The sequence below is a fragment of the Mycobacterium sp. MMS18-G62 genome (genome assembly GCF_053877835.1).
In genome coordinates this window covers 1,170,859-1,197,712 of the sequence record NZ_CM132662.1, presented here as the reverse complement: position 1 = coordinate 1,197,712, position 26,854 = coordinate 1,170,859, and the positions used below count along the sequence as shown (strand labels likewise).

Here is a 26,854-nt window from a genome sequence, read left to right as displayed (position 1 = left end):
CACCTGCGCACTGAGGGCATGCCGTCTGCTGACTGGTCATAGTCGCGTCCTCGGCCGAACCGCATTTGCCTTCTCTACCAACGTGATGCGCTCCCACATCTCGGTCGTCTCATGCGCAAGATCCCGGTAGCAGCGTTCCATCCCGGTCCGAATGCCTGGCTCGTCGAAAGTGGTGCCGAGCAGCCGGGTGGCCTTGGGTTCGTTCCCTGCCTGCAGCCAGCCCAATGCGGCGCTGAGCACCATCAGCTGAATCCGCGCCCGCTTGGTAGTCGATTCCAGTGTCAGTGACGCGGCTCGCTTGCCGGCATCGAGCAGCGTCTGCTCATCGAGGGTCTCGGGGGTCCTGCCGTCGAGCAGTATTTCGATTGCGGTCGTCGCCGCAGCGGTGAAATGCGCTGACGCGGCCGGGACCTCGTCAAGTGCCGCGACAGCTCCGGCCCGGTCTCCCGCGCGCGCACGCTGCCTCGCGAGACCGAATGCGGCACTGACGTAATTGTGGTCGGTTCGCCAAACCGTTTCGTAGTAACGGGCGGCGTCATTGCGCTCGCCGCGCATCTCGGCCGTGGCCGCGATCGCCAGCTTCGGCGGCAGCTCACCGGGCAGCATAGCCAGCACGGCGGTGAAATCGACTGCGGCCTTGTCGAATTCGCCTTCGAGTAGCGCGCATTGTCCGCTGTACCATTTCAGTCGCCAGTCCCCGGGCACCACCGAATCCAGGTCGGCAATCCGGTTACGGGCGTTCTCGGGGGCGCCGATCTCGAGCGACGCACGGACAAGTCGCAGCGGGACCTCGATGGAAGAACTATGGCCCCTGAGTTCATCGCCCCCGCCTCGGTAGAGGACGTGCTCGAGCTGGGCGATCGGTGTGCCACTGGTGGTGGCGAGCACGGCGGCACCGGGGTCGTTGGAATTGACCACGGGCACAGGCAATGCCGCAATCACCGCGGCCGGGTCCGTCGGCACGTCCCGCCCTGTGCCATAAACCGCGCGCTGCGGGCTGAAGTATGTCGACATCCGGGGATGTTCGGTACCATCCTCGGCGGCCGCGATCTCGTGCAGTACGCCGGTCAGCTGGTCAGCCATCTCCGCCATGGACGAGAATCGCCGCTCGGGTTCGGGATCGGTGGCACGCACGATCGCGCGGTACAGCGATTCGTGTTTGGCCAACACCGGTACGGACTCGGGTCCTGGCAGTTGCTCGACGAATCGTCCGTGCTCCTGCGGAACATCCATGACGAGGACGGCGAGCGTCCGACCGACTGTGTGCACATCGCTGGCGACGGTCGGGCCGGTGTGAGCGATCTCAGGCGCCTGGTAGCCCATAGTGCCGTAGAGCGAACTTTCCATGTCGTCCATCGAGATGACCGCTCCGAGGTCGATCAGCTTGAGCTGTTCATCGGCCTGTATCACGTTGTCCGGCTTGAAATCGCAGTATGCGAGACCCTCCGAGTGGAGGTAGTCGAGTGCCGGCGCGATCTCGATGATGTAGGCGACGGCCTGATCCGGGGGGAGCGGACCGTTTCGCGCTTTGCGTATCTGCTTCAGCGACTGTCCGCCGACATACTCCATGACGATGTAGCCGACCGGGACCCCGGCGGAGTCGACATGTTCGACGAAGTTGTAGATGCGGACGATGTTGGGGTGTTCCACCTTGGCCAGGGCCAGGACTTCGGCTGCGGCGGCGGCCATCGCGTCGGCATCGCTGGAGTTGATCAGCCCCTTGAGTACCACCCAGCGGTTGCGCACGTTGCGGTCGATCGCCAGGTATATCCAGCCGAGGCCACCGTGGGCGATGCAGCCCTGGACTTCGTACTGCCCGCCGACCAGGTCGCCCCGAGAAAGCTTGGGAACGAACGAGTATGGCGTTCCGCAATGGGTGCAGAAGCCTTCCCGGCGCCCGTGTTGCCCGTCTTTTCCACGCCCGACAGGCTTGTGGCATTCGGTGTTGCCGCAGAAGCGATGACTCTCGGGCACCTGCGGGTCGGTCAGGATCGCGGTGGGTGGATCGACCTTCGGAATCCGCGGTATCGCGACAATCCCAGCGCCGAGTCGGCCGCGAGAACTGGTCGAGCTGGATGAGCCGGTGCGGGCCGTGTGCGCCGAGCGAGCTGTTGGAGTGCTGGGCGCTGTAGCAGCCGTTGGCACTTGCGGCGCAGTGGGTGCGGGTGCGGTGCCGCAGACGTCGCAGTAGCCGTCGATGACGCTACCCGTGCATCCCGGTTCGGCGCACCTCATGTCTTCTTGTCCTGCTTCTTGGCGATCAGCTGCTGGTAGTCCGCGATCGCGCGGGTCACGGCCCGCAGGTCGCACGGCCGTCGTGACAGCAGTCCGGTAGCGATCCTGTTGGATGCCAACAGGTCTGGATCCTCGCCAAGCCCGAGTCGGGCCGACTTTGCCTGGTACGCCGTCAGCCGACCCTTGAGTTCGCTTCGGCGGTCAAGAAGGCCCTGCGAAAGCTCCTCGTTCTCGCGCACAACCTGCAATGCCGCTTCGATTCGGCGCTGCAGCGCCATCAATGCCGCGGGATCTACATCGGTGATCGACTGCAACTCCGTGCGCAGGGCCGGCTCGGAGTCGGTGAGCACTGGGATCGGACCGGCCAGCACCACTTCCTGGGCGTGTGTGCGCACCTGCGCGGCGTGGCGTGTCGCGTCGCGCAAGGCGTCCAGCTGCGACGCCGCCCGTGCGAGGGCACCGGTCCAATTAGCTTGCAGTCCAGCGAGTTCAGCAAGGTCACGCGATTGCCGTTCGACACTGTCGGCAATAGCACCGATGCGCTTCTCGACATCGCTTTCCGTCAAAGAGAGCGGATCGGTCGCGGACACGGCCAGCAGCTCTTTCATCTCGTTCGGGGCGGCCATCCCGGCTTCTTCGAGTCGTCGTTGGGACGGCCCGAGTTGTTCCGCGATCAGCGAGTTGATCCCGTCGACGGCGTCGAGGAACTCGATCACCACCGGGTAGGTGGAGCGCATCCGTTCCGCAGTATCGGCCAGCCCGACGCATTCGACCACTTCCCCGGGACCACTGATTTGGCGCTGCCCCAACGGGATTCGGGCGCGGGACACCTCGATCGGACGATCCCGCAGCAACCGGGTCAACTCAGCGCGTTCGTCGTCGTCGGGCTTCGAGCGGCGTGCTCGCAATGTCTGCGCGGACTCGAGGATCGACGTCATCCGCCCCAAGTCATCCCACAGTTGCGCGAGTGACGTCTCGATCACCTTCCACCGCTGTGCGGTGACGCCGGTCGGCGGATAGCGACGCACATGCAGCAGGCCGGCGTGGTTGTCCAGTTCCACCATCGTCGCCGACATCGACGCGACTTCCTTGCCGCGCGAAGCGAGTTCGCGGTCGATCTCGTCGGTGGTCAGCAGGGCCATGGGCATTCCCGGTACTTCGCTGTCGGCGGAACGGGTGACGGTCCGAGGCTTCGCAGATGGGCGTCGTAGAGCCGCTTCCATGTTCCGTCGTTACGCATCTGCTCGAGGACTCCGTTGACGAAGCGAACCAGGTCGCTGTTTTCTGCCTTGACGCCGATGCCGTAGGGCTCGACGGCGATGCTGTCGCCGGCCACGTCCACTTTCGGGTCCTGCCTGGCAAGACCTTTGAGCACCGCGTCGTCGGTGCTGATCGCGTCGACCTGACCTTGTTGCAACATCACGAGGCAGTCGGTCCAGGTGGTCGCGCTGAACAGCATCGGACTCGGGTTCAGCGCGAACAATGCAGACAGCGAGGTCGTGCCCGCCACCGCACACACACGTTTGCCCGAAAGTGCTGCGGCAGAATCGATTCCCGAACCTTTCACGGACAGGATTTTTTGGTTGGCTTCGTAGTACACCGTGGAGAAATCGACGAGCTGCTTGCGGGCACACGTGATCGAGTACGTCCGGACCACCAGGTCCACCAGCCCCGACTGCAATGCTGATTCGCGTTGGTTCGCGTCGACCACTCGAAACTGGATGCGGTCAGGGTCGCCGAAGATGGCGCGGGCGATCTCGCGGGCGATGTCGATATCGAAGCCTTCAAGCTGCCCGGTAGCAGGGTTGCGGGAACCGAACAGGTCCGTGTTCTGGTCGACGCCGGCGATGAGCCGGCCGCGTTCGGCGATGGCCGCCATCGTCGAACCCGGTGGCATCGCACCAGGGGTGGGCAAGGGACCGGGGCGCAGGCTGGCCTCCCGGTCGCACTCGGCATTTCCGGCGGTCGGTGCGGTGGTCACTCGCTGCGCGCCGGCTGGCCACGCCTCGACCGGCGCGACTGTCACCGGCGCCGGCGCCGTCGACGACTCACATCCGGCGGCGGCGAAGGCGACGGCCAGCAGCGCCGTCGCAACCCGGGCGTTCACAAGAACTCCTTGAGCCGTGGCCACAAACCGACGACAGCGACCACCGCGGCGGCCACCATCAGAGCCAGGGTCCCCGTGGGGCTCCACGCCAGTTGCGCGCCCGCTGAGGCAACCCGGTCGCGCAACATGGCACGCGTTTGTTGGATCTCATTACGAAGGCTCGCTTCGACGGCGGTGAATTGCGCTGCGGATCCGTCTGGTTCGGGACCGATTGCCTGCGCCACAGCGGCGGGGTAGTCGCCGCCCTCGTAGGCCTCTACCTGCTTGCGGTGGCTGGCAGTCCATTTCGCGACGGCGTCGGCTGCGGTCCGCGGGCCCCCAGCGAGCAGTGCGGTCAGTTCGTCCATGCGGCTGTCGAATGATTTTTCGCGGCCTGTGATGTCGCTACGCGCGATCAGTTCCAGGGTTTCGTCGGTCCGGGCCTGCTGGGCGAGGATGCGAGCCTTCGCAAGGTGCTCGAATTTCGCGGTTCCCTCGGCTTGGCTGTGTTCGATGTTGCCCGCCGCGAACCGGGTGGCCACCACGATCCACCCGATGACCAGCAGCGCCGCGACCGCGGCGACGATTAGCCCCAAATTGAACTGCCGGTTCGTGCGGCCGACCAGGATCACCGATCCGACGACAACCGCCGCCAGGACGATCCCCAGCAGCACGAGACTGATCGTCGGCACCGAACCGACGTCGCGTTGATCACCGTTGAGCGCCGCGAGATTCCCCGAGTAGATCTTCTGGGCACTCGGAAGCAGTGCGGTCTGCATCAATGACGACGCTTCCCGCAGGTACGCGGACCCGATTACAAAGCCCTGCCGGTTGTTCGCGCGGGCCGACTCGACCAGTCCTGTGTACGCAGCCAGCTTCGCCGACATATCCGCAACGGCGGTGCGGGTTTCTGTGTCGGTGGTCCCCGCGGTCACATCCGTCAGTGCCGACGCGGCGTCGGCGAGGGCTTGCCTGTAGCGCGCCTGCACCGCGCCCGTCTCGATCCCGCCAGAAAGGAACGCCGATGCCGCGGCGGCGTCTGCGGCCGACAGCGCGGCGTACAGATTCTGCGCGGAGTAGGCGAGCGGCTCGGAGCGGTCGAGCACAGCGTTGTGCTTCGCGATCCGCCCGTCGAGCTGTCCGCCGCATACCAGTCCGGCAAGCACGCAGAAGGACGCGACAGCGACCGCGATGATGCTGACGACGCCGGGCGTCGTGCGGGCGAAACGTCGCGCCCACGGCACGGAACCCCTCATGGCCAGCGTGGGCGGAGACCCCATGTCATTCACCCCTCCCCGCCAGATCGTAATCGCGAGAGGGTTAGGGCGTATCAGTGTCCGAATACTTAAACTGCAGGTTAGGGCACCGCCGGAGGTACTGAGGGGCCCCTAGGATCTGGCGTTCGCTCCCGTTGAGAGGCGGCGGGCAGCGTCTCCCGCGGCTTGGGCGGTCATACCGTTCGCCGCGTACAGAGTGTGTGCGCCGTTGTCGTTGCCACCTGGCGAGCAGATCGGGTCCTCGGGGATGCACAGGTCGAGGGTCTTGGGTGCATAGAGTGCACCGACTGTGATCGGCGGCGCAGCGGTGTTGATCGTCTGCAGGAAGCCGCTCGAGGGCTTACCGAATAACGCCACGGAGGCCACGTGGTCGGCGACCGACGCGGGCATCGGCCCGGTGATGCCGGCCGGCAGAGAGAAGCCGGGAGGCACCGCCTCTTCAGTGATGTAACCGATCACGGCCGCCCCCTGGGAGTAGCCGCCGAGCACCATCTTGGTATTCGGGCAGCTCGTGGCGATGTCGCGAACCTTGTTGCTCGCGTCGATGACGCCGTCAGCGGCGGTGGCGAAGTCCAACGACGCGGGGTAGTTCACCGGATATACGTCGACCGACTTCCCGGGGGTAAGCGTGCGGAGTGAATCGATGAACGCCTCGCCGACGAATCCGACACCCGGCGGTTCGAACGTGCCGCGCGCGAACACCACCTCGACATCGGGGCATGGTGCCGCGCTTGCGGAAGCAATGCCAGGGCCCAGCAGCGCCGAAGCCATGAGCACCGCTGCACCGAACAGACGACTGACGACGATCATCCCGACCCACCGCCTTTTATTCTTCTGATGGAATTTCCCGACGCTCGGCTGGGCCAGTTGCTCGCTCCGCGCGATCTTGTTACTACCCCAGCGAGGCGCTCGGCAAACCAAAATGCTACCCCCACCCAGGGGGCATCTTCGACTCGAAATTTCACGCTCACGGCCTGCGGTGAAGACGGGCTGGAAGTCAGTTCGCTCTCGCCGCCGCGCGACTCGCCGCCTGTTGCTTGAGGTTTGGGCCAATGCACCGAATTCGAGCAGGGCGGCGGATAGCCTGGAGGAATGTCGGAGGGGCGGCCGACTTGGGGGACTGTCAGGAAGCTGGCGGGTTGCTGCTTCATGGCCGGAGTGGTGGCGGCGGGGCTGATGTTCCCGTTGGTCGGCGGCATTGGGTTGATGTCCAATCGCGCTGCCGACGTGGTTGCTAACGGCTCGGCGCAACTCATCTCGGGCGAGGTGCCGCAGGTCTCGACGATCGTCGATGCCGACGGCAATCCGATCGCATGGATCTACAACCAGCGCCGGTTCGAGGTCGCGACCGATCAGATCGCGAACACGATGAAGCTCGCGATCGTGTCGATCGAGGACAAGCGGTTCGCCGAGCACAACGGCGTGGACTGGCCGGGCACGCTGACGGGGCTGACGGGCTACCTGCGGGGTGACCTCGATACGCGGGGTGGCTCGACCCTTGAGCAGCAGTACGTCAAGAACTATCAGTTGCTGGTGTCGGCACAGAGCGATTCCGAGAGGCGTGCGGCCGTCGCGGTCACGCCTGCACGCAAGCTGCGTGAGATCAGGATGGCGTTGACGCTGGACAAGACGTTCAGTAAAGCCGAGATCCTGACCCGCTACCTCAACCTGGTGTATTTCGGAAACGGTGCGTTCGGCATCCAGGACGCGGCGCGAACCTACTTCGGCATAAACGCTTCGGAGCTGAATTGGCAGCAGGCAGCGCTGCTTGCCGGAGTGGTGCAGTCGACGAGTTCGCTCGACCCTTACACCAACCCGCAAGGTGCGCTCGACCGGCGGAATGTCGTGTTGGACACCATGATCGAGAACCTTCCCAAGTACGCCGACGAGCTGCGTGCCGCCAAAGCCCGGCCACTGGGCGTTCTGCCCCAGCCGAACGGGCTTCCTGGCGGCTGCATCGCCGCCGGCGACCGCGGTTTCTTTTGCGACTATGTGCTCGACTATCTGGCGAGGGCCGGCATCAACAAGGAGCAAGTGGCCCGCGGCGGCTATCTGATTCGCACGACGCTGGAGCCGAAGGTGCAGGCCTCGGTCAAGTCGGCCATCGACAAGATAGCCAGCCCGACGCTCGACAGTGTCGCCAGCGTGATGAGCATGATCAAACCCGGCAAGGACGCGCACCGGGTGATGGCGATGGCGAGCAACCGCACGTATGGCCTGAATGCCGACGCCCACGAATCGATGCAGCCGCTGCCGTTCTCGCTCGTCGGTGACGGGGCGGGCTCGATCTTCAAGATCTTCACGACGACGGCGGCGCTCGATATGGGCATGGGCATCAACGCTCAGTTGCAGGTGCCGGGCTCGTTCCAGGCCAGGGGCCTCGGCAGCAGTGACACCCCAGGCTGCCCGAAGGAGACGTGGTGCGTGAAAAACGCCGGGAATTACCGCGGCTCAATGAATGTCACCGATGCGTTGGCCACCTCGCCGAACACGGCGTTCGCCAAATTGATTCAGCAGGTTGGGGTTACTCGCGCGGTCGATATGGCGGTACGGCTGGGGCTTCGGTCCTACGCACTTCCCGGAACGGCGCGGGCCTACGACCCTGAAAGCAACGAGAGCCTGGCCGACTTCATCAAGCGACAGAACATCGGCTCGTTCACGCTGGGCCCGTTCCAGCTCAACGCGCTAGAGCTGTCCAATGTGGCGGCGACGCTGGCGTCGGGGGGCGTGTGGTGCCCGCCGAGCCCGATCGACAAGATCTTCGACCGCCACGGGAACGAGGTGTCGTTCGCAAGCCAGCCGTGTGAGCAGGCGGTGCCCGAGGGATTGGCGAACACCTTCGCGAACGCGCTGAGCAAGGACAGCTTGAGCCCGGGCACTGCCTCGGGCGCGGCGGCGTCGGTGGGATGGGATCTGCCGATGTCGGGCAAGACCGGCACGACCGAATCGCATCGGTCCGCGGGCTTTGTGGGATTCACGAACCATTACGCAGGAGCGGTATACGTCTTCGACGACTCCAGTAGTCCAGGCGGAATCTGTTCGTTTCCATTGCGCAAGTGCTCCGGCGGCGACCTGTACGGCGGAAGTGAGCCCGCCCGCACGTGGTTCGAGGCGATGAAGCCGATCGCAGTCGATTTCGGTGAAGTGCATCTGCCGCCGACGGATCCGCGATACGTCGAGGGCGCGCCGGGTGGCCGAGTGCCCAGTGTCACAGGCCTGAAGGTGGATGCCGCGCGACAGCGGTTGCGGGAAGCCGGTTTTCAAGTCGCGGATCAGACGACGCCGGTAAGCAGCGGCGCGCCTTATGGAGCTGTGGTGGGGACGAGTCCGAGCGGTCAGACGATTCCGGGCTCGATCATCACGATCAACATCAGCAACGGCGTTCCACCGCCACCCCCGCCACCGCCGGAGCCTCCGCCGGGCGAGCCGGGCGGCCCGCCGACCCCTCCCACTGTCGGCATGACGGTCGTGGAGATTCCGGGGCTACCGCCGATCACCGTGCCGCTGCTGGGACCACCGCCGCCGCCTGAGGAACCGCCACCTCCCCCGCCGCCGCCACCGTGATAGGTCACACCGTCTGTTCGCCGACCGCGCGCACTCGCAACTGGAAATCGAGGTGCGCCGCGGCTTTTCGGGCGGCGTTCACCGCCAGATCGGCCGTTTCCGCCACGGCACGCACGTATGCGACACGCGAATCCGAGGACTGCAAGGGTCCGATTGTGCTGCCCGGGCGGACCAGCAGGTTGACCTCGGTGACTCCCTCGACCTCACCAGCCTCGTCGAGGCCGCTGACATCTGCGAGCACGCCGGCGACGGGAGCGGCGGCGAACCAGATGGCGGAGCAGCGCCGGGGCCGTTCCTGCTCCAAGGCCGCGCGGATGTCCGGAAGTACCTTCTCACCCACGGTCTGCCGCACGACGCACTCGGCGAGGTCGACACCGGTGGCGTCGAAGGTTAGCGCCGGGATCTCGTCACCGCCCTGCCTTACATGGGTTTCGATGATCCGTGGGCCAGCCTCGGACAGGACGATCTCCGTGTGCGTGGCACCGAACTCCACCCCCAACGCGTCGAGCACTCTCTCCACGTAATACTCGACCTCCTTTTGCTGCAGGGATGCGAGGTCCGCCGGGGCCACATGCCCGAGCTCGACAAACGTTGTCGGATCGGAGAACTTGCGGGTAATGGAAACGACCTGGTGCTCGCCGAACTCGGAGAACGCCTCCACGCTGAACTGAGGGCCTTCGTGGAACTGCTCGACCACCACCCCGGCATCCGGCAAGTCGTCGAATCGGGTGTTGGCGCGCTCGAACGCCGAAGCCAGCTCGCCTTCATGCCTGACCAGCGCAACGCCGGCACTTCCGGCGCCGGCCACCGGCTTGACCACGCACGGGAAACCGTGCGCGCCGACGAAGGCGCCCAAGGCATCCAAATCCGCCACTACCGCGGAAGCCGTTGCGTCGACGCCAGTTTCGCGAAGCCTGGTTCGCATGGCGTGCTTGTCGTGCACCAGCTCAACGGTTCGCGGGGAGTGGGTGGCGATGCCGAGCGCCTCCCCGATCACGGCGCAGCGGTCTTGGTCGGTCTCGCCGAAGGTGGCGATCCGGGTGAAGGGATGTAGCTCGTGGGCGGCTCTGGCTAGTGCCACCCACTCCTCGTCCGGGGCGTCGTGTCGCACCGCGATGATCCGGGTGTGTTCGGTGAGTTCGCGGAGTTTGGCGACGAACTCCAAGCGGCAGATGACCGAAGTCTCGGTGCCGGGCAACGCCTTTCGGACGCGGGCGGGAAGGTCGCGGCCACTGCCGACGACGAGAACGTGCTCCGTCATGAATTCACCTCGATCGGTTGGGGATGGAAAGGACTGCGCTCGGCGAGACAGCGGCGCGCCGCTGTTCGCGAGACCAGGGCGGCGGTGCCGAACGCTCCTGCCAGCAGCGGCCAGGCGATCAGGCCCATCGGCATCAACACCACGACCAGCACGCTGGGGCCAATGACCTTCTGGCCGCTGAATCCCAGACTGAACGCACCGAGATAACGGGCGCGGGCGGCGTCCGGCGACAGTTCCGCGGACAGCTCCCACGCCGCGACTTCTTGGATGTTCTCTGCGACCGAAAGCACCACGACTGCAACCAATATCGCGAGGATCGCCATCCTGGCCGACGCCGCCTGAGCCATCGCGAAGAAACCGCAACAGACCGCCATCAACACGCCGGACAACACCAGCAGCCGGATCGCTGCGGCCGGCCCGTCGGCGAACCTGGCTACGTAGACCTGCAGCAGAACCGTGAGCACGGTGTTGACCGCCATCAAGACCGGCACCAACGCAACCGGTACCGCGGTGTGCTCGATCACCCAGATCGGCAGCAGAACGATCAGCACGGTGTCGTAGAGCGACAGGACGCCGTTGCCGACGGTAAAGACCATGAACCACCGATCGCGGAACGGGGATCGGACAGCGGCCGCGGCCGGCGGGGCGGGTGGGGTGCGCTCGACAACCGCGCCTGCCTTTGTCAGCACGTGCCGCACCATGACGGCGACCACGACGAACGACAGTCCGTTACCGAGGAATATCGCGACGAACACGGATGGCTCAGCGGCGGCAAAAGCGGCACCGGCGAGGAGAAAACCGACGGTCAGGCCGATGTTGCGGACAGCCCGGATGGAGGCCATCGTCCGGGTGCGGTCCTGGCCTGAAATCAACGCCGTCACAACGGCCTGCTGGATCGGCGAGCTCGCCCGGTCGGCGGCGGTGAGCAACACAGTGAGCACAAGAAAGCCCTTGAAGTCGGACACAAACGCGAAGCACGCGTAACCCAGACCGCGCAGCAGCAGGAGGGCGATGTAGAACCGTCCCGTCCCAAGCCGATCGGCGAGCCGACCCAGTGGCACCGGCGCAAGTAAGGCGACAGCTCCGGCAAGAGTGGCCGCCAGGGCGACGTCGGTCGCGGCGATGCCGACGACACCGACGAAGTACAGGGCGAAGGAGGCGAAAAACATGCCCGTGCCCAGCGAGTCGACGCCGGCGCCGATCGCCAGTGTGCGGCCGGCTGGACTGCTGGGCAACAGCATTGAACCGAGCCGCTGCAGCGAGACGTTTGTCACGACACATCCCGGGGCAGTACCGCGCGGACGAGTCCAGCGGATCGTTGAACGTGAGTGGCCGTGGCTGCTTCGGGCGCGGGGCGGCGAAGGTGGTTCCAGGCGTAGCGCCGAGCGGCGTTGACCAGCAGTTCGGTGTCGGCTGCGGGGCCGCCCTTGGCCGCCTCCGCCACCAGGGCGGCCGCGATGAGCAGACGGCCCAGCCGGTCGACGAGCACCCATCCGGCGGCGGCCACCGTCGACGGGTCGGCTCCGACCCATTCGTGGCGGGTGGTGTTCAGCGTCAGCAGCGCGTCGTTCACCATCTGCCACGCCGCTGAGAGCCGACCTTCCGGTGCGGCCCCAAGCAGCTCCCTCGATCGGTCGACGACGGCGTCGAAATGCTCGGCGTGGGTGAGCAGCACGAGTGCTTCGTCGGTCAGCGCGAACCGGTCTGACGGGGCGTCTTGCCGATCCGCCAGGGCGGTGTCGGTGGCGACCACGTACGCGGCACACCGCGCGGCGGCGATCTGGGCCGGGCCATGCGAGGAGCCTGGAAGGGCGTGCCAGGCCCGAGCCGCGATCAGATCCACGGCCCGGTCTGCGGCGTCCTCGCGGCGGGCGACGGCGGCCGGGCTGTCGTCATCGAACAGTGCGGCCGCGGCATCGGCCAGCCGCGCGACACCATCCTCGAGCGCCGCCAGGCCGTCGGCGGCCGGGGCCGCGGCGGTCTGCGCGGACTCTGCGCCGGGCACGTATTCCAGCCAGTGCCGGTAGGCGGGGTTCCGGCCCCGGACGATGTCATCGAACGCATCGCGCAGCTGCTTCGTTATCGGCCCGCAACCGGCTGCTGCCGTCGGGCGGTCGTCGACCGAGGCCACCGGCACGATCTCGGCGGCGGTTCCGGTGAGGAACGCCTCGTCAGCCACGTAGAGCTCACTGCGGGTCAGGCTCTGTTCCCTGACCGTGAAGCCCAGGTCGCGAGCGAGGGTGATGATGGTGTCCCGCGTGACGCCGGGGAGGATGTTGTCGCTGACCGGCGGCGTGATCAGCTCACCATCGCGGACCGCGAAGATGTTCGCCGCGGACGCTTCGGCCACGTGTCCGGTTGGGGTGAGCATCAGTGCGTCGTCGTAGCCGGCTCGGATCGCAGCGACCTTGGCGAGCGCCGAGTTCACATATGCCCCAGTCGCTTTGGCGAGCGGGGGGACCGAGTGGATCCCATTGCGTTGCCAGCTGCTGACGACGAGTCGGCATCCCTCCTGGTCCGCCTTCTCGCCCAGATATGATCCCCAGGGCCAGGCCGCGATGGCCACCCGCGCACTGTCCAGCGCGGGGGCCACGCCCATCGCGCCGTAGCCGAGATAGACGATGGGACGCAGATAGCCCGACTCCAGACCGGTGCGCCGCATCAGTTCAAGTGACGCCTCGGTGAGCTCGTCGACCGTCCAGCCGGGCTCCATGAGGTAGACCCTGGCCGAGTCGTGCAGCCGCTTGAGATGGTCTCGCAGCCGGAAGACGGCCGGACCATCTGCGGTCGGATAGGCACGGATGCCTTCGTAGACGCCCCAGCCGTAATGCAGGCTGGGAGTCAACACGTGGACCTGTGCTTGATCCCACGGGACGAACTCTCCGTCCATCCAGATGGTGCCGGTCGGCGTCAGTTTCACTGTTGTGCTCCAATTACGTTGGCAACTAAGGTAATTCGGGACGGGACGGGAGCAGCAGGGGCTCCCACGAGTTCGAGCTGGCGCTCGATGCTTTGTGACTGGAGCGCGAGCACCTCGCGATACGTGTCGCCGTGCGCGCCCTGGAATGCGAACCAGCCCCACCTGGGCCGCAGCTCGCAGCCTCGCGTGACCTTGGCTTCGTAGGCCGCCATTCCGTAGTGGATTCGCCGTATTCCGTTTTCGACGGCCCAGCGAGCTGTCTCGTGATAGTCGACCGCGAAGTAGCAGCCCCTCGCATCTGGCGCGGTGCCGCCAGTCCGGGCGAACAGCGCGTCCCGGGTGCGCAGATAGAGGGTGAAACTGCCGATCTGGCCGTCCTTTTCGGCGGTGAATACGACGCAGGTCTCACCCAATTCGTCGCGTGCGGAGATCAAGTCGCGGCGAACGCGGTCCTCGCCGCCCGGCAGCCCGTACTTGGCCCGGTGGGCGACCTGCAGGTCTACCAAGTCGTCCAAGACGTCGGTGATCGCATCGGGACCGGTGCGAACCACGGTGCGAAACCCGGCCGTCTCACAATTTCGCAGCTCCTTGCGTGCTTGGTACCGACGACGCTTGCTGAGGCCGGCCAGGTAGCCCTCCCAGCTTGTGTCGGGTAGTTCGAGCACGCCCTCGGCGCCGAGCAGAGTGGCCGCGTAGCCGGCACGAGAGGCGGACTTGTCGATGGCAGCGGCCTCCGGCTCGCCGACATACAACAGCGCGACACTGCGGCAACTCAGCTCAGCGGCGGCGTCCAGCATCAGTTCGGGGAGAGCGGCCATGAGCGCGCGGCGCTGGTCGGCGGTTCGATCAGGAGCGTGTGCGACGCCGTGGTGGTTACCGAAGGTGGCGAGCGCCAGCGACGGATACTGGTCCGGATCGGGCAGGCTCGCCGTCAGCTCGGCCCAGCGCTGTTGGTCGGTTGTGTCGAGCAGCTCGGGCTCCGCCAGCGCGCCGGCGGTGCCAGCCAGTCTGGGCGGATCGTAGAAGAGCAGGCCGCCAGGCTTCGTCGTAATCAGCAGCGGTGCAAGTGCGACGGCCCGGCCGTCGTCGCGTACTTCGAGGTACCGCACCTCGTGCAGGTCCGTCCGTTCGGTGAACCTCCACCAGCGGGCGTCTTCCCAGATGATGTCCGGCTCGGCGAGGCCGGCGAAGTCCTGCGCCGTCGGACGGGCGTTGGGCGGCAACAGATGGCTGGAGTAGGTCATGCTGCGCCTTGGGATGCAACGACGTCCCAACCGAATCCGGCGCTCACGGCCGCGGCGGTCGAGTCGAGTTTCGCCCCGAGCGACACGCCGTCGGTGTCGGTGACCACCCAGCTGGCCAGGAAGTCGGCGGACTTGCGACGGGTGTAGCGCTCGGTGCTCCATTCGTCACCGACATACGTGTTGATCATGAAATCGATTACTCCAGAAGGTTTGTCGGGCAGACGCAGCACTCGGCCTTGCCTGGGCGGAACGCCGTAGAAGGCAGCGAGAGGGGCGGTCGACACTCGCGCGCGCACCGCGTCGAGGTTGGTCGGCAACCCGCACTCCACCCGGGACCACAGCTCTCGCGGGTCGATTCCAAGGATCTGACTGAGCATCCGCGGTATCGGTCCGCCGCCGATGCGGGCGGCCACTTCGCACAGCACGATCTCGCCGCCGCCGGTGACGAAGAATTCGGCGTGCACACAGACAGTGGGCGGCGACGGAAGTGCGTCCACAAGCCGCCAGGTTTCCTGCACCAGGCGATTGCTCAGCGGGTCAGCGGTATCCAGGGTGCGGGAACCAAAGGGGGCGTCGGTCCAATGTTCGAGGCATCCCTGGCCGGTGTACCGGGACGCGACCGCCGCAACCGGGACCCCGTCGACTCGGAACGCGTCGACATGATGAAGAACACCGTCGACGAACTCCTCGACTTCGTACGGCTCGGTCGATACGACGCCGTCGAGTTCGGCGGCCTGTTCGGGAGTGTCGATCACATACACGCCGGTGGAACCGGAACCGCCGCGCGGCTTGACGACGACCCGCCCGGGAAAGGAGGCCATGAAGTCGGTGATCTCGCCGGTGTTGGTCACCGGAGCGAAATTCGGCACTCGAATGCCGGCGGCCCGCGCGAACACCTTCATCGGGATCTTGTCGCGGTAGACGGTCGCGGCGACCGTCCCGAGTCCGGGCAGGCCGAGTTCGCCGCGGAGCATGGCGGCCCGGTCGACGTCGATTTCGGCCAGGGCCAGGATCGCCCGGGGCCGGTGCCGCCTGGCAGCTGCCATCGCCGCGTCGAGCACCGCGTCATCGTCGGTGTAGTCGGCGACGGTGACGACCTCGGCGAACCCGTCGCCGACCTCGACACCAGCCGCGGTGACCGCCACCAATCGACCGCGCTCCTCCGAAAGCCATTGAGCGAAGGGCAAACCGGCGTTCCGGGGACTGATCAACACAAGTATCACGACGCGATCTCCTGATTTGTGGCGATGGCCGACAGCAGATCGGCCGTCCGCGCGTCCAGCGGTATCCCGTGCAGTCGCCGCTGGCGCTCATGTGCGCGTTGCGGGTCGCCCGGCGCGAGGACCGGCTGACTCTGAACCGCCGGCGTCGCCGCGCGTACGGTGCCCAACAAGTCAGCCAGCCCTGCGCTGAAATCCGCCTGTCCGGCGAAGGCACCCGGGTCAAGGGCGAGCAGGAGGTGGCCGACGCCACGTCCTCGGCCGGGCGTGCCCTGACCTACCTGAGAAAGCTGCCAGTCCAATGGCGTCCCGGTCAGCACGCTCCCGAGCAGGGTGACCGCCATGGCCAGGCCTTGGCCCTTGTAGCCACCGAGCGGCGAGAGCGCATACGCCTCATCGGGTTCCGTCGTCGGCCGCCCGTCGGCGTCTGTCGCCCAACCGTTCTCCAGCGGCCGCTGTTGGGCCCGGCGATGTTTGATCTCACCGAAGCAGACCTGGCTGGTGGCCATGTCGAGCGCGAACTCGTCGTCGTCGCCGGCGGCCACACTGATCGGGTTGGTGCCGAACAGTGGCTCGACACCGCCATACGGGGCCACCCGGGATGCCGCCGAAGTCACCGCGATGCCGACCAAACCGTGACGGGCGAGCCGTCGGGTGTAGACGGAGGCCGCGCCGAAGTGGTTGGAATTGCGGACACCGACGGCCGCAACGCCGTACGCCCGGGCGCGCTGTTCAGCGCACCGCGCGGCAGCCAGCCCGGCAAGGACGCCGAGCGCGCCGTCGGCGTCGACCATCAGTCCTGCACCGCGGTCCTTGACTACGTGGATATTGGGATCCGCCTTGGCGACGCCTGTCGCGAGCTCGTCCAGATACTGCGGTAGCAACCGCAAGCCGTGAGTGTCGATACCGCGTAGAGAGGTGTCCACGAGCGCGTCGGCCACCTGATTGGCGTCCTCGGCCGGGACCCCGGCGTCCGTCAGTGCGATCCGCGTGAGCGTGCGAGCTTCGCGTTCCGTGATAACCGGAACCTCTTGCTGCCGTGGCCAGTACGAAGTCATGAAAGAGATCGTCGCGATCGGGGACCGGTTTCGTAATCACCCGCGGGGCCAGATTCCATTAGCGAAAGGGAAGGGTTTCCTATCCGCCCGGTAAGCCAATCCGATTGGGCCAGCACATGAGAGAGCGCGGAGCGCGTTTCGAACGGCTAGTCGTTGCAACTCGGGACATAGGACCGGGTTTCTTACCTGGCGGATAGGAAATCCTTCCCTGTTTGGCAGTGGAATCTGACTTCCCAGCGATTACGGGACCCAAGCCGCCCGTCGGACACTTACGTCACGACAATGCGGCTTCCTCCAAGGGCCGCGACGCACCGAAGGAGAAATCGCCATGACCGCCAACCACAACGCCACACGTCGGATCGTCCGCACCACCCTGTCCGCGGCCGCGCTTGCCCTCGTAATCAGCCCGCTAGCCGGCCTCGCCGTAGCGAACGCCGATTACAAGGAGAGCGACTTCGCATCGTGTCTGGAGCGCGACATGCCCACGGACTACTGCTGCGAACACGCCGGTGGCGTGATGCGCAACGGCGCCTGCATCAATCCGGACGACCTCAGGGTGCCCAGCCGCGTCGAGTCGTCGCAAATCTTCTGGGATGTCCAGCCGGTGCAGCCCACGCCGCCGACGAAGGTTCCGCCGCACGTGATCGCAGACGGGCCGATCTTGACCGCCACCCAGTGACGGTCGTTCAACTGGGCCCTGCGCCAGGGATTCCTCGGAATCCGGCGCAGGGCCTTCGCCTGCTATCACCTGCTCAAGCGCCCCGACGTTAACGTCGCGCCGGTCAATCGACGGCCCGTGGTCAGCTTGCACTCCAGTACATGAAGGAGTGCGGCCCGATCCCGGGCATCTCGAATTCCTCACCCACGGTGTGGAACCCGTGTTTACGGTAGAAACCCGCTGCCGAGGTTCGGGCGTTGCACCACACCACCTCGGCGCCGGCGAGTACGGAGTGGGTGAGAGCGGTCCGCAGCAGCGCACTGCCCACACCGGTGCCACGTACCTCATCGACCGTGGCCATGCCACGGAGCCGCCAGCCGCGGCCATGTTTCAGGCCTGGGACGGCGAAATCGGTAGGCGGATCTTCGTGATACACCGACGCCGCGCCGACGGTACGACCCTTGTGCAGCGCGGCAAAATGCCGGGCACCTGGTCGATCGTCCTCGGGGTAGGAGCAGAGCTTCGCGGGTTGACGAGGGCGCAACACCTTGTGGCGAATCGGCCACACCTCGGCGGCGGGTGCTGGCCGTACACGCCAGCCCAGCGCCGTAGGGTCCGGAACGTAACCGGACCCCGGCCGGTCGGGCACGGTGACCCCACCCCGGCTGTCGAGCGTCAGCCCGTGTCCGGTGTCCACGGCCAGCAGATCGACGGCATCGACGTCCAAGTGGTCGGCTAGCGCGCCGAGGTGGGCGGTGGCGGAGATACCCGCCGCGGACTCGGGCATGCAGCCCAGCATCGTGATCAGGCCGCGTTGGCGAGCAGCGCGCAACAGCGCAAGGGACGGTGTGATTCCTCCGGCCTTCATCGGCTTGACGTTGATGCCGTGGAACGCCTCGGTGCACGCGTCCAGGTCGGCCGGCGAGGTGATGCTCTCGTCGGCGATCACGGGGATCGGGCTGAGTCCCTTCAGGATTCGGGCGTGCTCCCAGGCCACCCGCGGAAAGGGTTGTTCGATCAGCGCAACCCCGAGCGCGTCCATCTCGGCCAGCGCGGGAACGATCTGGGACAGTTCCCAGCCGCAGTTGCCGTCAACGTAGAAAGGTGCGTCGGTGTAACGGCGGAGTCGCCGCAGGACGGTCAAGTCGCCGGGGTCGGCGAGCTTGACCTTGTACGCCGACCATCCCAACCGCTCACGCAGTTTGCGGACCATCACCGCCGGCTTGTCGAGACCGATGCTGAAGCTCGATCGAAGCCCCTGCGGCGGGTCGAGACCGAGGGCCTTCCACAGCGGCACGTCGAGCAGCCGGGCTCGCAGATCGTGCACGGCAGTGTCGATGGCAGCGAGCGCGAAGGGCGAGCCGGGCAGTTCGGCGGCGAGCAGCTCCCATACGTCAAAGGGGTTGTCCGGGCGCAGTTTTGCCAGCAGGGGTGCAATCCGGCGAAGGTCACCGTGTAGCTGTTCCAGACTCGAGTTGTAGTGGTCGGTCATGAACGCGGACGCCTCGCCGAACCCGGTCAGGCCGTCCTGCTCCACTTCGACGATCAGCGCGTGCTGAACCGGGATCGCCTCCCTGGTCGAGCGCCAAAGATGACGCTGGGTCAGGCTGATCTCGTGTGCGGTGACCTTCATGGGTGGGCCACTGCGACGTCTGGGCCGAAGAATTCGCGATCACGCGTGCCGTACGGACGAAGTTCGTCCCACCACTGGGCGTGCGGGTCATAGGCGGCGAAGAACGGCCTGCCGACGATGTCGGGTCGGCGCGCCTGCAGCATGCGCAACGCGAACGCGGGCCCACGGTCCAGTTCGACAACGCCATCGATGGCCACCTTGCCGGGCGTCGCGGACATCACCGGGCCCCTGGCGGTTCGCCCGAGACCGGAAACCCGTTGCAGGGCACCGCGATAGATGTCGACCGCCCTGGCGAGCGGTAGACCGTAGTACCGCCGTGCACCGGTGTCGCGTTCGACGAACATGTAGTAGGGCACGACGCCGTTGCGGACTTCGGCCTGCCATAGCTCCGCCCATGCGTGGGGGTCGTCATTGACATGCCGCACCACCGGGGCCTGCGCCCGCAACACGGCACCCGTCGACGCCAGCCGCGAGAGCGCTGTCTGCGCCGCGTCGGTCTTCAACTCCGCCGCGTGCGACAGGTGCAGCATCAGTGCGACGTGCTTGCCGGCCGCGGTCAGCCGCTCAAGCAAGCGAAGCAGGTCGTCGGCCTCCTGGCCGGCGAGGAATCGGTACGGCCAGAACGACAGGGCCTTCGTACCGATCCGGATGGTCTCGATGTGGTCCCGGCCTGGTTCGAGCAGCGGCTCGACATAACTTGCCAGCAGATCAGTGCGCATGACCATGGGATCTCCCCCTGTCAGCAGCACGTCGGTGACCTCTGGGTGCTTGTTGAGGTAGCTGACCATCGTCTCCGGCCCGGGCACTGCCTGTTTCAGCTCCGGCTTGTCGACGAATTGCGCCCAGCGGAAGCAGTAGCCGCAGTAGCTGTGGCAGGTCTGCCCTTGACGTGGGAAAACCAGAAGCGTCTCCGGATACTTGTGCTGCAGGCCCCAGGCATCGAGTTCGCCGTTCTGGGGAACGTTCAGGCCGAGCTGGTTGCTGGGGTGGGGATTCAATGCGTACTGAACCTTGGCGACGGCCTGCCGGATGCTGTCCTTATCGCCGGCCATCACCGCCTGCTCGACCAAATCGAAGTGCTCGGTCTCGAGCATGTCGCGGTGCGGGAACGTCAGCCGGTAGATCGGATCGTTGGGCGCCCTATCCCAGTCGATCAGCTCGTCCATCACGTAGCTGCTGACCTTGAACGGCAGGACTTGGGACACCACGCGCGCGTCGTGCGCGAGATCGGTGTCGCCGGTGCGCTCGGCGATCAGCCGGCAGAGCCGGTCGCCGCTGACCGACCGAGGGGCAAGGGCGGCACGGTCGTCATAGGTAAGTGAGGTCATTTCTTCACCTCCGCGAGTCCCCAGTCGAAGTCAACCTCACCTAGGACGTCCATCTCCGACATCAGCGAATGCAGGCCGGTGTAGTCGCGGACCAGACGAGAGGTGGACTTGTCGTCTTGGATGTCGGCGACCATGCGGCCCCAGCCGGGGATCTCCTCGAACTGAAGGATCGCCATCCACGTTGCGTAATCGGTTGCAACGAACGCTTCGAGCCCCGCCACGAGCATGTGGAGGAAGAAGCGGCGCTTCTCCGCGTCAAGCACGTCGTAGACGAGCTTGGCCATCTCGTCGGAGATCGACGCGTGGCAGTACTCGTCCCGGTTGTGCAGCTTGGCCGTCGTGGAATTCACGACCTGAATGTCGGGATCATCCGCGAGCAGATCGAGATACGCGTTGATCGAGATCTCCGAGACCGTTGCGAAGGCCAACGTGGTCAGGCTGCGCTGCCACCGTTCGGCGGATTGCGCGCGCAGCCGCTGATGCGTTCTGGCCGTGTGTGATTCGGGGAGAACGCTGTCAGCGAATTCGTACGCTCGCTTTCGTCTCGTCAACGCGCTCGCACTGATGTGCATCAGGCTGTGGTACTGCTCGTCGACCATCGCCTGAGCGAGCGCGATGTCCATGTCCTGGCCGCCGAGGCCGGGGAACTCGCCTTCCATCACCAGCGCGAAGGCCGGGTTTGCGACCCGCTGCTCGGCGAGCACCGTGTGCCGGTTGTATGCGATCCAGGCCCAGCTCAACAGGCGCGAGCGCAACTCGTCGGGCAGCGCTTGCCAGGTGGGGTGGTCGCGGAAGGGGATGATCCGTTCGGGGTAGTCGGGTCGGTCGGCGTCGAAGAGGGCGTCGAGGTCGGGCTCGTCGCGCTTGACCGTTGCGCGCCGGCGCCAGTTCCCGGCAAGGCGGCTGATGACCGCGCTTTCGGCGGCGTCTTGCGGATCGAACGACGGCAGGCCCGGTAGGTGCACCAGCCCGTCGGCGTCCGTGGGCAGCGAGAGGTCGTCGATGGTCACGCCCGCCTCCAGTCGGTGCTCCAGAACCGGGTCAGATGACGGGAGCGATCGGCGTATTCCGACCGTGCGTGCAGCATGCGCTGGTTGTCCCAGATCAGCAGTGCGCCGTCGGGGATCAGCACGCTGGTGCGCAGCTCGCGGAAGAGCTCGCTGACGCGATGCGCCAACCTGCGCCCTGCTTCGCCGAGCGGCAGTTCTAGGTGATCGACATCGGCGCCCAGCGTTGGGTCGTATTCGGAGGTGGTCAGCAGGTTGTAGCTGAAACGGGTGACGCTGCGGCCGGTGAAATCGGTCTTCAGCATCGGGCTGGCAACGCCGCCACTCGGTCCTGGGAAGTAGAGGTCGGCGTCGGTCATCAAGGCCAGCTCGTCGTCAGTGAGCGCCCCGATCAGCTTCCGCACGTCCAGGAGGTCGGTGTGGCCTCCGCCGCAGCGAGCCTGCCGGTGACAGAACAGCGCGAGGTAGGCGGGAGTGGGATGCCATCCGGGAGCCTCGGTATGGGCCAAGATCGTGTTCGCGCTTTGCGAATACGCCCGATCGTCATTTCCCGGGCGGTAGGTGACCTCATGAGTGAGGTTGCCGTTGTATTGCGGGATCAGCTCGCCCACGGAACGGACGAGTTCCTCTGCGGCGGCTAGGTTTCCGACATCATGCAGGACGACATAGCCCCACTGGTCCAATCGCCGTTGGTCGGCGTGGCTGAGAGTTTGCGGCCAAGCGTCCACCGCGCGGGCCCACTGAGACGGAGAGACGGGCTCCGATGCATGCCAGATGGGTTGCGGTTCTTCCCAGTACGTGGTCATGAGGCAATAGTCGTGATCAAGCAGTGGCCGCGTAATCGCTGCGAAGCCAGATTCGCCTACGGATGGGGAAGGTTTTCCTGTCCGCCGGGTAAGTAGTTCACCGCCGACGGCGCCGTGCGGTGGTGATGCCGACCAGCCCGCACAGCGTGCCGAGCGTCAGCCACACGACGCTTGCGCTGCCGGTGCCGACCAGGCCGACGCCGATGGACGGTCCGAAGAACAAGCCGATGCCCATCATCGAGTTCGACAGCGCGTTCGCCCTCATCAGCTCGGCGTCGGGCACCTTGGAGATCAGCCACGGATGGTACGAACACGAGTACGCGCACTCGCCGAAGGCAAACAGCACCCCGAAGAGCAGCAGACCAGCCAGCCCTGCCGGCGGTGGTGCGAAGGCCAGCATGCCCACCATCAGGTAGCCGGCCACCCACAGCGTGATCGCCACTCGCAGGCCGATCACCTCGGCGTGGGGCTCCAGCAGCCGGGTCACCCACTTCTGAGCGGTGACGATCACCGCGACGTTGACCGCGATGAGCACCGAGATCCATCCCAGGCCGATGTGCATCAACTTGTCCGTGACCAGCGGAGCGGTCGCCTCGAATTGGCTATACCCGAATAGGTAGACACCGAACTGGAACAGCGATACCGCCAACGACGCCTTGAGCAGCTGCGCCACTGGGAAGGCGGTGGGTGCGGGCCGCTCCTGCGCCTGCTCGCCTGCCGTGGCGGCGCTGCGGGATCTGAGTAGGGCCCAGGCGATCGGCAGGTAGCCGATCGCGTTCACCACGAACAGCCAGGGGATCACGTCGCGCGACGACGCGCTGATCGCCACACCCGCTACCAGCGAGCCGAGGGCGAGGGTGGCATTGAGCACCTGGTAGCGCCGCGCAAAGACCTGGCGTCGATCAGCCTCCGGCACAAGGGAATTCACGATCGGGATGACGGCCGCGAGGAAACACCCTTGGCCCGCGCCGTTCGCGGCCGCGGCCAGGCCGACCGCTGACAGCGAGCCGACCGACGGCAGCAGGAGGTAACCGGCGAAGGACAGCAGGTTGCCGAACACCCCGAGGGCCACCCGTGGTGGTCGCACGACACCCGTCGCGAGCACCAGCGCGACCGCCAGGTTCGCCACCCCGGCTACCGCGTAATAGAGGGCGACCCCATGGGTGCCGATGCCCGGCCGGTCCGCAAGGAAGATCCCGGTGAACGGGAAGACCAGGCCGTAGCAGAACGAGGACACGCCGTGCAGGGCGATGATCCGGTTCGCTGCCCCGCGGCGCGGCGAAGTGGGCGCCACCAGAGGCCGCGGGGGCGCGGCCTCTGGCAGCTCGGTGATGTGGTCCATGCGCTGGTTTCCTTCGGGCTCAACCGGCAAGCGGTGCCGCGAGCGGTTCCAGGTCGGCGACGACTGCGCGCTCGGCCTCGTCCAGCGCGCGAACGCAGTCCCGCTCGTCGCCCACGGCGACCAGTGCGGCCAGTCGCGGAATGGGTTGACGCGGCGGCAGGAGCAGGCGGCTGCCGGGCTCGGCGAGCACCGCGACGTGCGCGATGCCCGGCACCCGCGCGGCTGGGTCCACCTCGACCGAGCCGACCACGCAATCGTGCGGCGGGTACACGAAGCGGACCTCCGCCGCGCGCGACCGGGTCGGTGTCAGTGCCGGCGACCGGCCGAGGGCGAGTTCTGCGGCCGCGGCGACGAGGTCCACCCCGGTCGCCATCGCACTGATGAACGGAATGAGGTCACCACCCAGCCGCCCGTTGAGCTCGACCAGTCGGGGCCCTTCGCGGGTGAGGCGGATCTCGGCGTGCGTGACGCCATGCGTCACGCCGAGCGCGCGGTGCGCCTCGAGCACCAGTTCGCGGACCGGCTGAGCCCAAGGCTCGTGTGCCCACTCGGTCACCAGATGCCCCACCTCTTCGAAGTAGGGCTCGAAGCCGAGACGCTTACGGGCCACGTGCACGCAATCCACATGGCCTTCGAAGACCACGCTGTCGACGCTGATCTCCGGGCCGTCGAGGAACTCCTCGACGAGGACCCCGTGACCGGTCGGCAGGTCGGCGAACCGTGAGGACTCCGCCAGTGCGAACGCCCCGCGCACCGCCGCAGCGTCCTCCGCAAGTGCCACACCGAGGCTGCCTGCGAGCGCTCGCGGCTTGACCACGACGGGGTAACCGAACGACTCCGCGCACTGGATCGCCTCTTGCGGCGACGTGACCAGCCGGTGCCGCACCGATGCGAGCCCGGCATGTTCCAGCAGCGTCCTGGTCGCGTATTTGTCCCGGCATCGTGCCGCCGCTTGAGCCGACATGTGCGGCAGCCCCAGTTTCTCGGCGGCCTGCGCGGTCGCCTCGAGCACCGTCTCGTCCCAGGTGAGCAGACCGGTCTCGGCCTGCCCTCCGGCGAGTGCCGACACGGCGGCGGCGATGGCATCGGGATCGGTCAGATCGGCCACCGCTGAGTCGCCGATGTAGCGCTGCTGCCAGGTTGGTTCGCTGGGCAGCACCGCCGAGACCCGGTAGCGCCGCGCGAGGGTCGCGAAGGCGTACTCCCGGTAGGGCTGGCCCCCGCTGCCGACCACGATCACATGTGGCCTGGTTTTCGAACTGGTCATGGTTTCCTCCTCATGGGGGTGAATCTCTTTTGGCTAGTTGGGGCGGATCCAGCCGTAGACCCGGTGCACGGGCACTCGAAGTACGAGCCGGCGGTCAGTGACCATGGCGTCGCGGTACTCCTGCCAGTCGGGGTGCTGGCCCTGGATCGCACGGAAGACGTCGATGAGTTCTTCCACCGTGGCGTCGGCGGGATCGGCGGCGACCGGGCTGAGTTCGGCGATGCCCTCGGCCACCGCGTAGGACCATCCGCCTGCGGTGGTGACATGGAAGCTGGCGCGCGGGTCCCGTCGCAGGTTCACCGTCTTGGCTCTGCCGTCGGTGACCGAGAAGCGGAGCACGCGGGTTGCGGAGTCGTAGGTGTAGTCCACGTTGGACAGTTGGGGCCTGCCGTCCCGTTTGATGGTGACGAGTACGCCCCGGTGTTCGCTGTTCAGCAGATCCAGCAGAGCCTTGGCATCGGACGTCATCGCAGCTTCAGCTCCAACAGTTGAAACTCGATGCTGATCTCGAGTTGGCATCGCTGCGCGCGCAGGACCTCGGTGGTCAAGCCGGCGTCATCGCACGCCGCCTGCAGCTGCTCCCAGCTGCCCAAGTCGCTGAATCCGAGCAGCAGCCTGCCGGCCTCGCACAGGTGGTGACGCGCCTCGAGGAGGTAGCGGCGGTGCGTCTCGTAGCCGGGATCGAAGAACGCGTGATGGAGATCGCTGGCGTTGACGAAATCGCTTGGCGCCTCAACGAAATTGGAGTTCCAGTAGATGACGTCGAACCGCTCATCGGCGGACAGAGCGTCGAAGAGGTCGCTCTGGTGGACGACCACCCGGTCGGCTACCCCATACCGCTCAACGTTGCGTCGGGTGTTCTCCACCGCGGCAGCGCTGATGTCCAAGGCCGTCACGCGTCGGCAGCCGGCCAGCGCGGCGCTGACCGCTGTGACCCCGGTGCCCGAGCCCATCTCCAGCAGCGTGCCGCCGACCGGATACGGGATCCACGTGGTGAACAGCTCGGTGACCGGCGTGTAGGTCGGCGCGAACACGCCCGGCAGCAGTGTCCACCTCTGGCCGAACAGCTCGAATTCTGTCTGCCGGTCAAGGTCGTCCAGATGCCTGCGGAACAGCTGTTGCCCGCGGGCGAAGCCACGCCCTGTCATGGCCGGCTCCCATCGCGTTCGACGAGCGCAAGCACGCGGGTCGGACTACCCGAGCCGCCCACGATCGGCAGCGGACCGGCCAGCAGCACCGCGCCTTGCGGCGGGAGCTGAGCCAGGTTCTGCAGCTGGGTCAGTCCGTACTTGCCGGCTCCCTGGAAGTACCAATGGCACGGGTAGGGCTGATCCTCGAAAGAAGCAGCACCACCGGCGTCCGTACCGACGGTCTCAACACCGATACCGACGAGCGAGGTCTGCTCAGCCAGCCAGCGCGCGCACTCGGGCGCCACGCCGGGGGTGTGCCCGCCGTTGAGGAATTTCACGGCGTCGCCGCACCGGGAGTCCCAGCCGGTCCGATACAGCAGCCAGCCGTGCTCCGGCAGCTGCCCGTACTCGTCCTGCCACGCGTCGATGTGCTCACGGCGCAGCAGGAAATCGGGGTCGGCTGTGGCTTCTGCGGAGAAGTCCAGCACTGCCGCCGGGGCCACCAGCTTGTGTGCCGGGACCTGTGAGACGTCCTCCAACTCCCTGCCAGGCAACCAGTGCACCGGAGCGTCGAAGTGGGTTCCGGTGTGCTCGGACAGCCGAATGTTGTTCCAGTACACCGTCGGTCCGGCCGCGTCGTAGCGGCTGATCACCTCGCGTCCGAAGCGCCACGGCTGGCCACGCTCCGGTGGCAGGTCGATGACGGGTGTCTCCTCGGACAGCAGAGCGGTCAGGTCGATGACATCCACCGTCCCGTCGCGTAATGCGCCGACCAAAGCCTGCAGCACTGTCATGTCGTTCCTCTTTCTTCTTCTGGT

Annotated in this window: 22 protein-coding genes; 2 read left to right on the top strand and 20 right to left on the bottom strand. The window is 66.4% G+C overall.

Annotated elements, in window-relative coordinates:
* Window positions 1-36 precede the first annotated feature (36 nt).
* From ACWW36_RS05915 to ACWW36_RS05895, 5 genes are all read right to left on the bottom strand, one after another.
* A complete protein-coding gene (locus ACWW36_RS05915; RefSeq protein WP_456140660.1) occupies window positions 37-2,235 on the bottom strand; it encodes a tetratricopeptide repeat protein in 2,199 nt (732 codons plus the stop codon).
* On the bottom strand, window positions 2,232-3,377 hold the full coding sequence (locus ACWW36_RS05910) for a hypothetical protein (RefSeq protein ID WP_456140659.1): 1,146 nt from the start codon (window positions 3,375-3,377) through the stop codon (window positions 2,232-2,234). Before ACWW36_RS05910 ends, ACWW36_RS05915 begins: the two co-directional genes overlap by 4 nt.
* Window positions 3,365-4,342 (bottom strand): glutamate ABC transporter substrate-binding protein, encoded by a 978-nt coding sequence (locus tag ACWW36_RS05905; protein ID WP_456140658.1) that lies wholly within the window; start codon window positions 4,340-4,342, stop codon window positions 3,365-3,367. Before ACWW36_RS05905 ends, ACWW36_RS05910 begins: the two co-directional genes overlap by 13 nt.
* Window positions 4,339-5,601, bottom strand: a complete 1,263-nt coding sequence (locus ACWW36_RS05900; RefSeq protein WP_456140657.1) for a hypothetical protein — start codon at window positions 5,599-5,601, stop codon at window positions 4,339-4,341. Before ACWW36_RS05900 ends, ACWW36_RS05905 begins: the two co-directional genes overlap by 4 nt.
* A gap of 108 nt (window positions 5,602-5,709) precedes the next feature.
* A complete protein-coding gene (locus tag ACWW36_RS05895; RefSeq protein WP_456142374.1) occupies window positions 5,710-6,369 on the bottom strand; it encodes a cutinase family protein in 660 nt (219 codons plus the stop codon).
* Window positions 6,370-6,690: 321 nt separating this feature from the next.
* On the opposite strand from ACWW36_RS05895, the gene ponA2 reads away from it, so the two are divergent.
* Window positions 6,691-9,162 (top strand): transglycosylase/D,D-transpeptidase PonA2, encoded by a 2,472-nt coding sequence (gene ponA2 / locus ACWW36_RS05890; protein ID WP_456140656.1) that lies wholly within the window; start codon window positions 6,691-6,693, stop codon window positions 9,160-9,162.
* A 4-nt stretch (window positions 9,163-9,166) separates the two neighbouring features.
* On the opposite strand, the gene ACWW36_RS05885 is transcribed toward ponA2, so the two are convergent.
* From ACWW36_RS05885 to ACWW36_RS05860, 6 genes are all read right to left on the bottom strand, one after another.
* The gene (locus ACWW36_RS05885) at window positions 9,167-10,423 is read right to left on the bottom strand and encodes an ATP-grasp domain-containing protein (RefSeq protein ID WP_456140655.1); all 1,257 of its coding nucleotides are present in this window, start codon (window positions 10,421-10,423) and stop codon (window positions 9,167-9,169) included.
* Window positions 10,420-11,697, bottom strand: coding sequence for an MFS transporter (locus tag ACWW36_RS05880; protein ID WP_456140654.1), 1,278 nt, complete (start codon window positions 11,695-11,697; stop codon window positions 10,420-10,422). The genes ACWW36_RS05885 and ACWW36_RS05880 overlap by 4 nt, the downstream gene beginning before the upstream one ends.
* Window positions 11,694-13,343, bottom strand: coding sequence for a branched-chain amino acid transaminase (locus ACWW36_RS05875; protein WP_456140653.1), 1,650 nt, complete (start codon window positions 13,341-13,343; stop codon window positions 11,694-11,696). Before ACWW36_RS05875 ends, ACWW36_RS05880 begins: the two co-directional genes overlap by 4 nt.
* Entirely contained in the window at window positions 13,340-14,587 is a 1,248-nt protein-coding gene (locus tag ACWW36_RS05870) for a GNAT family N-acetyltransferase (RefSeq protein WP_456140652.1), read from the bottom strand. Before ACWW36_RS05870 ends, ACWW36_RS05875 begins: the two co-directional genes overlap by 4 nt.
* On the bottom strand, window positions 14,584-15,732 hold the full coding sequence (locus tag ACWW36_RS05865) for an ATP-grasp domain-containing protein (protein ID WP_456140651.1): 1,149 nt from the start codon (window positions 15,730-15,732) through the stop codon (window positions 14,584-14,586). The genes ACWW36_RS05870 and ACWW36_RS05865 overlap by 4 nt, the downstream gene beginning before the upstream one ends.
* A 74-nt stretch (window positions 15,733-15,806) precedes the next feature.
* Window positions 15,807-16,865, bottom strand: coding sequence for an Ldh family oxidoreductase (locus ACWW36_RS05860; RefSeq protein WP_456140650.1), 1,059 nt, complete (start codon window positions 16,863-16,865; stop codon window positions 15,807-15,809).
* Window positions 16,866-17,193: 328 nt separating this feature from the next.
* Here ACWW36_RS05860 and ACWW36_RS05855 point away from each other — a divergent pair, with 328 nt between their 5' ends.
* Window positions 17,194-17,544: a hypothetical protein gene (locus ACWW36_RS05855; RefSeq protein ID WP_456140649.1), complete on the top strand. Its 351-nt coding sequence runs from the start codon at window positions 17,194-17,196 to the stop codon at window positions 17,542-17,544.
* Window positions 17,545-17,665: 121 nt separating this feature from the next.
* Here the strand turns inward: ACWW36_RS05855 and ACWW36_RS05850 are convergent, their stop codons facing one another.
* The 9 genes from ACWW36_RS05850 to ACWW36_RS05810 form a co-directional block, all read right to left on the bottom strand.
* Window positions 17,666-19,156 (bottom strand): GNAT family N-acetyltransferase, encoded by a 1,491-nt coding sequence (locus tag ACWW36_RS05850; protein ID WP_456140648.1) that lies wholly within the window; start codon window positions 19,154-19,156, stop codon window positions 17,666-17,668.
* Entirely contained in the window at window positions 19,153-20,484 is a 1,332-nt protein-coding gene (locus tag ACWW36_RS05845; RefSeq protein WP_456140647.1) for a KamA family radical SAM protein, read from the bottom strand. The genes ACWW36_RS05850 and ACWW36_RS05845 overlap by 4 nt, the downstream gene beginning before the upstream one ends.
* Window positions 20,481-21,494: an AurF N-oxygenase family protein gene (locus ACWW36_RS05840; RefSeq protein ID WP_456140646.1), complete on the bottom strand. Its 1,014-nt coding sequence runs from the start codon at window positions 21,492-21,494 to the stop codon at window positions 20,481-20,483. The genes ACWW36_RS05845 and ACWW36_RS05840 overlap by 4 nt, the downstream gene beginning before the upstream one ends.
* Window positions 21,491-22,297, bottom strand: a complete 807-nt coding sequence (locus ACWW36_RS05835; RefSeq protein ID WP_456140645.1) for a TauD/TfdA family dioxygenase — start codon at window positions 22,295-22,297, stop codon at window positions 21,491-21,493. Before ACWW36_RS05835 ends, ACWW36_RS05840 begins: the two co-directional genes overlap by 4 nt.
* A 97-nt stretch (window positions 22,298-22,394) precedes the next feature.
* Window positions 22,395-23,639: an MFS transporter gene (locus tag ACWW36_RS05830; protein WP_456140644.1), complete on the bottom strand. Its 1,245-nt coding sequence runs from the start codon at window positions 23,637-23,639 to the stop codon at window positions 22,395-22,397.
* A 19-nt stretch (window positions 23,640-23,658) separates the two neighbouring features.
* Window positions 23,659-24,906 carry an ATP-grasp domain-containing protein gene (locus ACWW36_RS05825; protein ID WP_456140643.1) on the bottom strand — a complete coding sequence of 416 codons (1,248 nt, stop codon included), beginning with the start codon at window positions 24,904-24,906 and terminating at the stop codon, window positions 23,659-23,661.
* Between the two features lie 33 nt (window positions 24,907-24,939).
* A complete protein-coding gene (locus ACWW36_RS05820) occupies window positions 24,940-25,374 on the bottom strand; it encodes a PPOX class F420-dependent oxidoreductase (protein WP_456140642.1) in 435 nt (144 codons plus the stop codon).
* Window positions 25,371-26,054, bottom strand: a complete 684-nt coding sequence (locus tag ACWW36_RS05815) for a methyltransferase domain-containing protein (RefSeq protein WP_456140641.1) — start codon at window positions 26,052-26,054, stop codon at window positions 25,371-25,373. The genes ACWW36_RS05820 and ACWW36_RS05815 overlap by 4 nt, the downstream gene beginning before the upstream one ends.
* A complete protein-coding gene (locus ACWW36_RS05810; RefSeq protein ID WP_456140640.1) occupies window positions 26,051-26,830 on the bottom strand; it encodes a cyclase family protein in 780 nt (259 codons plus the stop codon). Before ACWW36_RS05810 ends, ACWW36_RS05815 begins: the two co-directional genes overlap by 4 nt.
* Between the last annotated feature and the right edge of the window lie 24 nt (window positions 26,831-26,854).